Below are 10,523 nucleotides of genomic sequence, written 5' to 3' on the forward strand. Positions count from 1 at the left end.
CCGGGCGATGTAGCCGATCAGGCGGCTCGCGACGAGGGGCTCGACCGGCGTTTGGCCGCTCCGGCCACTGCGGCGCGGCGACGCACGGTGCGGGCCGCACCACGGGCGTCGATCAAATCAAGGCAGCGCGCGGCCAACTCGACAAGGCGAAGGGCATTGGTCTCATCTTCGACCTCCCCGTCATTGATCACCGTCACCGCCTGATCAGCGTATTCGAACACACGCGTGGTCAAGGCATCGACGAGCTTTTTGCGGTCAGATTCCGCGCCGAAGATTGAGGCGGGTCCGCGCACAGCGCCGACCAATTTGAGCAGGTTTCGCACAGCCTGAACCGTTTCGCCCTGCACCGGCGCCGTCAGCTGCGGCTGTTGGCGGGTCATTCGCCCGGTAATCTGGACCTGCTCGAGTGGCAGCGCCTTATCTACAGCCCGGTCTGCAGCGCGCATGAAGGATGACAACTGGCCGGCGATGGTGACACGGGCGTCGCGCACTGACTTGCCCCAGACGCTGAGCGGACTGAGGGTCAGGGTCGCGTCGAGCTCACTATGGACGTTGGCGCACCAGATAAGATCCTCGATGACCGGCTCGACCGAGGCCACTTCAGACCCGGGCCGGAAGGCTGAGATGCGGGCCACGCGCGCATCCACGCCGATAATCAACCGTTCGATAAACCCAGACAGCTCGGAGGCGCTGAGGAAACCCTCGCGCTCGGCCGCACCCGAGCTCTGGGTAAGCACGCGCAAGATCAGCACCGCGTCATCAAGATGCGAGAACAGGATTTCCAGTATGCGTTGAGTGCCGTCCTGGTGAATTTCGGCGCAGTCCTTGAGCATCAGGCGCAACTCGGCGACCTGATCGCCGTCGGGGCGCTTCAGCCAGACATCCAGCGAGGGCAGTCCCCGCCGGGCCAGATGGGCGAGATCGAGAGAGGCGGCGAGATCGATCAGCCCGCGCTCGCGGCGACCCGGCTCCAGATCGGCGGGCCAGATCGCTTCGGGGCGATCGCGTACGGCGGCGGCCGCAGCCAGGCAGATGCGATCGGCGACGGCGGCCGCGTTGTCGTCGTCCCTGTCGAGCCGTCGCACCAAGGCGGGTTCACGAGCCACCGCCGCTTTCCACAGTCGCGGCAGGACGGCGGCGGGGAATGTGACGGCTTCGATGCCGTCGGCGCGAGGTCGGAACATCCGCATCAGCGGCCCCAACACCACACGCCGGCGGGCGCGGTCCTGGATTTCTTCCGCCAGCATGTCGGCCAATTCCAGGGCCCGTCCCCCCGGGAGCCCCCGGGAGAGATCGGAGAGCTTCGTCAAGGCAGCATCGGGCACCTGCTCAATCAGAGCTGCCAGCGCAGTGCGATGGGCGACGGACAGGCCCGACATTCAGCTACCTTCGTTGCCGGTTGAAAATCCCGAACCAACGCAACCTGCCAGCATCGGGGTTAATATTCGCTATCTGAAAACCGGCTCAGGACTGGGCGGCGGGAAGTTCCAGTACAGCCTTCAGTCCGCCCATTTCGCTGTCCGAAAGCGAGATGCGGCCGCCATAGGCGCGGGTCAGCTCGACGACGATGGACAGACCGAGACCGGAGCCGGGGGTGCTCTCGTCCATGCGAGCGCCGCGTTCCAAGGCCGCCTCCCGCTGGTCTTCGGGCAGGCCGGGACCGTCGTCCTCGACCACCACCACCATCTGACCCAGCCCGGTGGCCCCGGCCGAAATCCGGACGCGGCGCTTCGCCCATTTGCAGGCGTTTTCCATCAGATTGCCGAGCAGTTCCTGCAGATCCTGACGCTCACCCCGAAAGGCCAGGCCGTCGGGCGCGCGCCAGTCGATGATGACGCCCTTGTCCTCGAACACCCGCTCCAGCATCACCGCCATCTCGTCGAGGACCGGCTCGATGAGGGTGATCTCGCCGAGCATCTGGGCGCGGGCGGCGGCGCGGGCGCGGCGCAGGTGATGGTCGACCTGGGCCTTCATCACCTCGGTCTGGCGGCGCACAAGGTCGGGCAAGGGGCCTTCGTGCGCGCCCGCCTCGGCCAGCATCACCGACAACGGCGTCTTGAGGGCGTGGGCCAGATTGCCGACGTGGGTGCGCTGGCGCTCGACGGTTTCCTGATTGTGGTCGAGCAGGCGATTGACCTGTTCGGCGAGCGGCTGGATTTCGAGGGGATAGCCGTGGGCGATCCGCGCCGCCCGCCCCTTGCGGACATCGGCGATCTCGTTCCGGAGGGCGTAGAGGGGACGCAGGCCGATCCGCACCTGCAGGAAGACGGCGATGACCAGGCCGAGGCCGAGGCTCAGCAGGGCGGTCCAAGTGAAGGTGGCGAACTGGCGGGTGTCGCTGTCGATGTTCGAGCGGTCAACGCCGGCGAGGAAGACCACAGGCTCGGTCCGGCCCGGCAGCTGTTTCATGCTGGCGGCGACGCGCAGCGGGACGCCCAGCGGCCCTTCCCCGCCCCGGCGGAGGCCGTCGGGGTCATTGTAGCTGATGGTGGCGCCACGGGCGGCGGCCAGACGGGCGGGCAAATCGTCGGGGATGGTCAGGCTCTCGCCCGCCAGCGACGGGGACCGCACGAGGATGCGCAGGTGACCGCGGGGCCCGGGTTCGGCCACCGCCCAGTATTTCCCGGAAAGGGCCCGCAAGGAGGCCTCGTCCCGGACCTCGTCCACGGTGATCGAACCGTCCGCCGCCGCATTGGTCGAGACGACCACTTCGTCGATGGTGTCCGAGAGCACGTGGCCGAGCCGGCGCAGGGCGGATTCCTGATACTGGTTGGTCAGGGTCCAGCCGGTCAGGACGAGGGCGAGGATGATCCAGGCCGAGGCGAGCCAGATCAGGCGGCGGGTCAAACTGCGTCCGGGACGGCCGAACCAGCGACCCCAGGTCCGCGGCTCGCCGGACGCTGTGTCGTCGACTGAGCCCCCCGCGCCGTCCGTCACGTCTCGTCGCTCTCCCCGGGCAGGGATGTCAGTCGATAGCCGAGACCGCGCACCGTCTCGATCCGGTCGGGCCCGATCTTCTTGCGCAGACGGCCGACGAAGACTTCGATGGTGTTGGAATCCCGGTCGAAGTCCTGATCGTAGAGGTGTTCGACGAGTTCGGTGCGGCTGATCACCCGGCCTTGGTGCATCATCAGATAGTGCAACAGCCGGTATTCGAGCGAGGTCAGGCGCAGGGGCTCGCCGTTGACGCTGGCCCGCGCAGCCCGAGGGTCGAGGCGGAGACCGCCGCAGGCCAGGGTCGAGGAGGCGATGCCGGCGGAGCGGCGCAGCAGGGCCCGCAGCCGGGCCAGAAGCTCCTCCGTGTGGAAGGGCTTGGTCAGATAGTCGTCCGCGCCGGCGTCGAAACCCGAGACCTTGTCGGACCAGGCGCCGCGCGCGGTCAGGATCAGAACGGGCGCGGTCTTGCCCTCGCGCCGCCAGCGCTCGAGCACCGAGACCCCGTCGATCTTGGGCAGGCCGAGGTCGAGCACGATCACGTCATAGGGCTCGGTGTCGCCGAGGAAATGAGCCTCCTCGCCATCGGCCGCGTGATCCACCGCATAGCCGGCGTCGGACAACGCGCCCTTCAACTGGCGCGACAGGTCGGCGTCGTCCTCGACAAGCAGCACGCGCATTCAGCGTTCTCCGATCACCCGGCCGGTGCGGCCGTCCACCATGATGTCGGCGACCCGGCCGCCGGGATACTCCCAGCGGACCACGATGGTGTCGCCACGATTGCTCGCGCCGAGGAAACGTCCCGGGCGTCCGGAGGATGCGCGCTGAACCGCCGCGCCGACGCTGACCCGCGGCGGCTCCGCCTGTTCGCGGGAGGGCCGCTCGCGTTGATCGCCGGACTGGCCGCGGTCATCGCGTTCCGGGCGGGAGCCGCGATCCTGGGACCCGCCGCCTCCGCCGCCGGCCGCGGCGCGACTTTCCCGCAGCGCCTCCAGGCGGTCGCCACGATCCTGCGCCGCCACGGACAGGGGCGCGGCGGCGAGCAGGGCGGCGAGGATGTAGGCGGTCATCCGGGTCATGAGCGACGGTCTAGGCCCCAGCCTCTGAACGACGGCTGAACGGCGAGTGTAGACATATTTCACCGTGTGCGCGCCCCGCGACCCCGAATGGACGCATCCGCATGGATGCGTCGTCATCGACATGAACGCAAGCTGACGCAGGCCGTTCAGATCGGGCTCAGATCGAAGGGCGTCTTGTGGCGTCAACGTAGCCAGTTCGGCCTGCGTGAACGCGAAGGACTTAGACGATGATGAAGAAAGCCCTCATCCCCGTGCTGGCCATCGCCGCGGCGTCCGTCGCGGTTCCCGCCGCCGCCCAGAACCATGACCGGCATGACCGGTACGAGCGCAATGATCGCCACGACCGGTATGATCGTCGTGACCGCGATGACCGGTACGACCGGGACGATCGGTACGACCGCGATGATCGTTACGACCGCGACGACCGCTATCAGAACCACGGCCGCTGGCAGTCGATCGCCCAACGCAAATACCAGCTGGACCGCCGCATCGATCGCGGTCTCCGCAACGGCTCGCTGAGCCGCCGGGAGGCCTACGGGCTGCAAAGCCAGCTCAACGCCCTGGTCCGGCTGGAGCGCAACTACATGCGCGGCGGCCTGACCCGCTGGGAGCGCAACGATCTGGACCGCCGCTATGACCGCCTGGCCGTGCAGATCCGCATCGAGCGCCGCGACCGCGACAACCGTCGCTGGTAAGGCCTGACCTTTCCTCCCCGAAAGGCCCGAGGGGCGTCGTCCGCAAAGACGGCGCCCCTTTCTTATGAGGTCACCCGCAGCCGGCTCTCGATGACGGTGACCGCCCGGCCGCGCAGCAGGACCCGGTCGCCGCGCGCCTCGGTCTCGAGATCGCCGCCGCGACCGGGAAAGACCTGGCGGAAACGCACGGTCGGCCGCCCGAGCCGGTCGGCGTAGAGCGGGCCGAGAATGCAGTGGGCCGAGCCGGTCGCGGGATCCTCGTCGACGCCGCAGCCCGGGGCGAAGAAGCGGTCGACCACATCGACGTCGTCGTCCGGGTCGGCAAGGGCGCAGACGATCACCTCGCCCGCCTCCCCGGCCTCGCCCTGCAGGGCCGACAGGGCGGCGATGGCGGGCCGCAGGGCCCGCACGGCGGCCGCGTCGGCCAGCACGGCGACCAGATAGCGGCCGGCCCAGACCTCGACCGGCGCGACGCCGAGAGCCTCGGCCAGTCCGGCGACGGGACCGGTCTGGCGCGGCGGATCGGCCGGAAAGTCCATCTCGTAGCCGTCCCCGGCGCGGCGCACGATCAGCGGACCGGAGCGGGTGTCGAAGGTCAGGGCGGCCGCCTCGGAACCGAGCTCGGCCATCAGGACGTGGGCCGAGCCGAGGGTGGCGTGGCCGCACAGGTCGACCTCCCGCCCCGGCGTGAACCAGCGCAGGCCGAAGCGGGCGGGGTCGGCGGTGCGCAGCAGGAAGGCGGTCTCGGCCTGATTGTTCTCCCGCGCCAGCGCCTGCATCCAGTCGTCGGCGGGCCAGCGGTCGAACGGCTCGACCACGCAGGCGGGATTGCCCCGGAAGGGGGCGGAAGCGAAGGCGTCGACGGTCCACTGGCGCATCAGGCGGTCTCCGGTTCGATGATGGTCAGCTCGGGCCAGCGCGTCACCGCATTGGCGACCGCCTTGTCCCACCCCTTCGCCAGAGGACGCTGCGGATTGGGCCGAATTGTGAGCGAGAACACGTCGTCCAGCCCGAACGGCGCGGCCACGCTGATCGTGTCGTCCTCTTCCAGCCGCACCCCCACGGCGAAGGCGGGGGCGACGAAGCGGGTGAGCGCCTCGTCCGTGCCGGTCAGGGCTTCGTAGGGCTCGCCGAATTTGCCTTCGAACCAGAGGTGGACGCGGGCCTGGTTGCGGACCTCGACCATGTCGCGGACGGGCGGGTCGAAGGCGGCGGCGACGCGCTGGATGACGGCGTCCTCGGCGTCCCAGGAGGTGTCAGGGTCGAAATAGCCGAGGTCGTAGTCGCGGACGCCGTAGCCGGCGGGCCGGCCGGTGACGGCGTTCCAGACGCTTTGATAGACGGCGCCGGAAAAGACGCGCCAGTCGTTGAGGCTGAGGTCCCGCATGGTGGTCAGGACGTGCATCAGGCCGGGGTCGGCGCGGACGATGGCGGCGAGGCGGGCTTCGAGATCGCTCACCGCGCGTCCCTCAGCGGCCAGCCGTGGTCGAGCGGCCCGTGCCCCTGCCCCAGCCCGGGCGCGCGGCGGATGGCCTCGGCGACATAGGCCCAGGCCTCGGCCACGGCGGCTTCCAGCGGCATGCCCTTAGCCAGCCCGGCGGCGCAGGCGCTGGCCAGGGTGCAGCCGGTGCCGTGGGTGTGGCGGGTGTCGAGGCGGGGGCCTTCCAGCAGGGTCTCGCCGCTCGGTGTCAGCAGCAGGTCGATCACGGTCCCGCCGGGGACATGGCCGCCCTTCATCAGCACCGCCCGGGCGCCGAGGGCCAGCAGAGCCTCGCCGGCGCGGCGCTGGCCGTCGAGATCGGCGACGGCGACGCCGGTCAGGGCCTCGGCCTCGGGGGCGTTGGGGGTCAGCAGGGCGGCGCGGGGGACCATCAGGCTCCGCACCGCTTGCACCGCCTCGTCGGGGAGCAGGGGCGCGCCGCCCTTGGCGATCATCACCGGGTCGACGACGGCGGGGGCACCGGACGTGTCGAGAATGGCGGCGACGCGTTCGACCACCTCGACCCCGCCGAGCATGCCGGTCTTGAGGGCGTCGGCGCCGATATCATCGAGCACGGCCCGGGCCTGGGCCTCGATGAGGTCGAGCGGCAGGGGGTGGACGCCATGAACGCCGAGGGTGTTCTGGACGGTGACGGCGGTGATGGCGGTGGCCGCATATCCGCCCAGGGCGGTCACGGCCTTGATGTCGGCCTGGATTCCCGCCCCGCCCCCGGAATCGGAGCCGGCGATGATCAGGACGCGTCCAGCGGGCGAGGTCATGCGCACGGGATGACCAATCCGGTCCGACTCGGCAAGCCCGGCCTCATCCTTCCCACCGCCGGATCGCCGCCTGGACCGCCAGCGCCTGCACCGTTTCGCGGACGTCGTGGACGCGAAGGATCGCCGCGCCGTTCCGCGCCGCCGCCAGCGCCAGGGCCAGCGAGCCCCCGAGGCGGTCGGCAGGGTCGGTCGCGGTCGGGTCGATCGACTGGATGGTGCGCTTGCGGCTGGCTCCGTAGAGGACGGGGAAGCCGCGGGCGGCGAGTTCGCCCAGCCGGGCGGTCAGGACCAGGTTGTGATCCGGCGTCTTGCCGAAGCCGACGCCCGGATCGAGCCAGATGCGCTCGCGGGCGACGCCGGCGGCCATGGCCGCCTCGGCGCGGGCGAGGAGCCAGTCCGAGACCTCGGCGATCACGTCGCCGTAGCGCGGATCGGCCTGCATGGTGCGCGGCTCGCCCCGCATGTGCATCAGGACGATGTCGCAGCCCAGACGGGCAGCCGTCTCGAGGCTCTCCGGCGTGTGGCCGAGGGCGGTGACGTCGTTCCACATCGTGGCGCCGGCGGCGACGGCGGTGCGGGCCACGGCGGGCTTCATGGTGTCGACGCTGAGCGGGCCGGACCAGGCGTCGCGCAGGCCCTCGATGACAGGGATGACGCGGGCGATCTCCTCGGCTTCGGAGGCGGGGTCCGCGCCGGGCCGGGTGCTTTCACCGCCGATGTCGAGGAGGTCCGCCCCCTGTTCGACCAGGGTCAGGCCGTGGGCGACGGCGGCGTCGACGGTCGCCAACCGGCCGCCGTCGGAGAAGCTGTCCGGGGTGACGTTGACGATGCCCATAACGCGGACGGGTTCCGTCGCGGCGGGCGCCGCCGGGCCGGACTGCGGAACCTTCTTGCCGAAGAGCAGGTCCAGCAGCCCCGAGAGCGACGAAGTCTCACGCATCCCCGCCTCCGATCAGGGCGCTGATGGCCTTGAGATAGGCCGCGAAGGCCTGGCGGCCCTCGAGGGTGATCGAGACCCGGGTCAGGGGCTTGTTGTTGACGAAGCTCTTGGCGATGGCGACGTAGCCCGCCTCCTCCAGCTTTTTCAGATGGACCGAGAGGTTGCCCTGGGTGGCCTCGAGCACGGTCTTGAGCTCGGTGAAATCCGCCACCTCGGCGTCGGCCAGATAGACCATGATCCCCAGCCGCAGGCGGCCGTGGATGACCTCGTCAATGCGTCCGAGATCGGCCAGGCCCATGGGTCAGGCCGCCGCCTGGGCGGCCCGGGCCTCGCGCAGGATGATCCAGCCCGGCAGGGCGAAGAGCAGGAACAGGGCGGCGGTCGCGACCCAGGTGTAGGCGACGGGATCGCGCACCAGCAGGCCGAGGGCCACCGTCGTGGTCCAGTGCCCGACGGCCACCAGTCCCATCCAGGGCTTGCGCTTCAAGGTCCAGGCCACGAACCAGGCGATGGCCTGAAAGGCGAAGACGATGGCCGGATAGTAGAGCCAGATGGCGAAGTCGCTGTCGCGAACCGCACCGAGGCCGAAGACGATGATGATCGCCAGATTGGCGGCCCCGGTGGCGCTGAAAACGCCGTTCATGGCCCGGCTGGCGGTCGGTCCCACATTCGATTTCTGGCCCGATTTCCGGTCATAGCGCACGGCCCAGGCGACCACCGCCAGCATGGCGAGGGTGACCGATACGACGAAGATCAGACTGGCCAGGCCGGAGATGCGGATGATCCCGGCGGCCTGGCCGAGGTGAAACAGACATTGGAACCCGTACAACAGCCCCCCCGCCAGAAAGAGCACGCCCATGGGGACCTGGCCCCGGCCGGGGCCGCCCTCGACGATGCGGCGCAGGAAGGCGAGATCGGCTTCGGCCGTGCCGGGAGGCATTTTGCGGGATGTCTCGGTCATGACGACTCTCCTTGTCGGCCCGTCCGAAGTGGACGGGCCGGGGGGGATTGGCAAGCTATTCGGCGGGCGCGAGGGCCGGTGAGGCCTTGCGGCGCCACGGGATGCGGCAGCCGTTCAGCCAGCGGCCCATGAAGCTGTGGCGGATCAGCAGTTCATAGCTGAGCAGGCTGATCGCCAGCGTGCCGCCGAGCACCACGCCGAATTTGACGAACCAGGGCCAGGTCTCGTTGATCACCAGAATCTGCCCGACCAGGACCAGCGGCAGATGCACGATGTAGACCCAGTAGGAGGAGTCGGCGAGGTAGCGGCGCACGGCGCTGTAGCCGGAGGCGAAGCGCAGGGCCAGCGACAGGGCCGCGAAGGTGGAGGTGAAGACCGCCAGGGCCATGATGGCCGCCAGCGGGGCCTTCAGCTCGGGATCGGTGACCGGCGCAAGCTCCGGAACCGGTCCGCCGACCATGACCATGGCCGCGCTCCCGACGCCGAGCGCCACCACCGTGAAGACCGGCCACAGCCCTTCGATGCGGGCGAGCAGGTCGCGGCGGCGGTCGAGCAGGAAGCCGAGGCCGAAGGCGGACCCGAAGGCCGTCATTGCCGCCGCGTTCGGGACCAGTCCCGTGTCCGGAGTCGGGATGCCGAAGAAGGGCATCCAGTTCGGCGCCATCCACAGGGCGACCGCCAGCGGAGCGGCGAGGACCAGCGGCGTCCAGGGCCCGATCAGGGCGCCGGTGATGCGGTCGACGGACCGGCCCCAGCGGCCGTCACGATCCGCGATCGCGAACGGCGCGCGCAGGATCAGGGTAGCGACGTAGAGGATCAGCAGGACCCACAGGAACCACAGATGGGTCAGGGGGAAGGTCTCGAGCGTCAGCGGCGGCGGGGGCGGCCCATCGGTCGGAATGGTTCCCCCGTTGCGGATCGCCGCCATCCAGATCAGCCCGCCGATGATGGCGGCGAGAACGGGGGTCCAGAAGACCGCGAGCGGGCCGGCGATGCGGCTGAGCCGGTCCCTGATGAAGCCCGACGTTCCGCGCCGTCCCAGCATCATGTGGGCGAACAGGCCGGCGATCAGGAAGAAGGTCGTCATCCGGAACAGGTGGATGGCGAAGAAGAGGGCGCTGGCAACCGGCGAGCTGTCGGTGTCCGCCGCGATCCAGATCGGGACCGGGAAATAGGACATGGATGCGTGCAGGACCACGCCCAGCAGCAGGGCGATCCCGCGCAGGGCGTCGAGCCCGTGAAGCCGGTCGACCGGCTGGAGTTCAGATGACGACATGACGCCCTCCCGGTGGTTGAGAACGCCGATCTACGATAGACTTGTTTGAGATGCAAACTTGTTTTTCCAACGGGACCTTCGCCGCTTCGGGAAAAGCGGTTGGGGAGGGCGCGGGACAGCCGGGCCTCGCCCGGTTGAGGTTTGAATACCGTTTCGACGAGACAGACTGTCCCGCGTAGCCGTTTTCCACGCGCCCTCCGGCTGGCGGCCCTGTCATTCGAGCCTTGCCGGATCACCGCCAGGACCATTGCTGAACCCGACGCGGGGCGGACATGACGGCATGGTGCTGACGTCAGCAGCCCGCTTCCATTAGCGCGCGGCGAGCAAGCGGGCAGGATCCATCCCTGCCCGACGAGGACCCCCGGACTCTCCGTCGCCC

General features: G+C 69.6%; 12 protein-coding genes. 1 reads left to right on the forward strand and 11 read right to left on the reverse strand.

The window, feature by feature from the left end:
* Nucleotides 1–17: 17 nt before the first annotated feature.
* The 4 genes from HNQ67_RS09590 to HNQ67_RS09605 all read right to left on the reverse strand — a co-directional run bounded on the left by HNQ67_RS09590 (nucleotide 18) and on the right by HNQ67_RS09605 (nucleotide 4,013).
* Nucleotides 18–1,379: a hypothetical protein gene (locus tag HNQ67_RS09590; protein ID WP_183254757.1), complete on the reverse strand. Its 1,362-nt coding sequence runs from the start codon at nucleotides 1,377–1,379 to the stop codon at nucleotides 18–20.
* An 85-nt stretch (nucleotides 1,380–1,464) separates the two neighbouring features.
* Complete coding sequence (locus tag HNQ67_RS09595) at nucleotides 1,465–2,847, reverse strand: ATP-binding protein (protein WP_221247816.1); 1,383 nt, start codon at nucleotides 2,845–2,847, stop codon at nucleotides 1,465–1,467.
* 86 nt (nucleotides 2,848–2,933) lie between these two features.
* Complete coding sequence (locus HNQ67_RS09600; protein WP_183254760.1) at nucleotides 2,934–3,614, reverse strand: response regulator transcription factor; 681 nt, start codon at nucleotides 3,612–3,614, stop codon at nucleotides 2,934–2,936.
* Entirely contained in the window at nucleotides 3,615–4,013 is a 399-nt protein-coding gene (locus tag HNQ67_RS09605; RefSeq protein WP_183254762.1) for a hypothetical protein, read from the reverse strand.
* Nucleotides 4,014–4,240: 227 nt separating this feature from the next.
* On the opposite strand from HNQ67_RS09605, the gene HNQ67_RS09610 reads away from it, so the two are divergent.
* Nucleotides 4,241–4,708, forward strand: a complete 468-nt coding sequence (locus HNQ67_RS09610; protein ID WP_343054874.1) for a hypothetical protein — start codon at nucleotides 4,241–4,243, stop codon at nucleotides 4,706–4,708.
* Between the two features lie 62 nt (nucleotides 4,709–4,770).
* On the opposite strand, the gene HNQ67_RS09615 is transcribed toward HNQ67_RS09610, so the two are convergent.
* The 7 genes from HNQ67_RS09615 to HNQ67_RS09645 form a co-directional block, all read right to left on the reverse strand.
* Complete coding sequence (locus HNQ67_RS09615) at nucleotides 4,771–5,586, reverse strand: PhzF family phenazine biosynthesis protein (protein WP_183254764.1); 816 nt, start codon at nucleotides 5,584–5,586, stop codon at nucleotides 4,771–4,773.
* Nucleotides 5,586–6,167: a nucleotidyltransferase family protein gene (locus HNQ67_RS09620; RefSeq protein ID WP_343054875.1), complete on the reverse strand. Its 582-nt coding sequence runs from the start codon at nucleotides 6,165–6,167 to the stop codon at nucleotides 5,586–5,588. Before HNQ67_RS09620 ends, HNQ67_RS09615 begins: the two co-directional genes overlap by 1 nt.
* Nucleotides 6,164–6,967 (reverse strand): bifunctional hydroxymethylpyrimidine kinase/phosphomethylpyrimidine kinase, encoded by an 804-nt coding sequence (thiD, locus tag HNQ67_RS09625; RefSeq protein ID WP_183254766.1) that lies wholly within the window; start codon nucleotides 6,965–6,967, stop codon nucleotides 6,164–6,166. The genes HNQ67_RS09620 and thiD overlap by 4 nt, the downstream gene beginning before the upstream one ends.
* A 43-nt stretch (nucleotides 6,968–7,010) precedes the next feature.
* Entirely contained in the window at nucleotides 7,011–7,802 is a 792-nt protein-coding gene (folP, locus tag HNQ67_RS09630; RefSeq protein WP_183254861.1) for a dihydropteroate synthase, read from the reverse strand.
* Between the two features lie 97 nt (nucleotides 7,803–7,899).
* Nucleotides 7,900–8,205: a winged helix-turn-helix domain-containing protein gene (locus HNQ67_RS09635; RefSeq protein ID WP_183254768.1), complete on the reverse strand. Its 306-nt coding sequence runs from the start codon at nucleotides 8,203–8,205 to the stop codon at nucleotides 7,900–7,902.
* A 3-nt stretch (nucleotides 8,206–8,208) separates the two neighbouring features.
* A complete protein-coding gene (locus HNQ67_RS09640) occupies nucleotides 8,209–8,868 on the reverse strand; it encodes a hypothetical protein (RefSeq protein ID WP_183254770.1) in 660 nt (219 codons plus the stop codon).
* Between the two features lie 55 nt (nucleotides 8,869–8,923).
* On the reverse strand, nucleotides 8,924–10,144 hold the full coding sequence (locus tag HNQ67_RS09645; protein ID WP_183254772.1) for an acyltransferase family protein: 1,221 nt from the start codon (nucleotides 10,142–10,144) through the stop codon (nucleotides 8,924–8,926).
* Nucleotides 10,145–10,523: the final 379 nt, after the last annotated feature.

Source organism: Brevundimonas basaltis, assembly GCF_014202075.1.
GTDB lineage: Bacteria > Pseudomonadota > Alphaproteobacteria > Caulobacterales > Caulobacteraceae > Brevundimonas > Brevundimonas basaltis.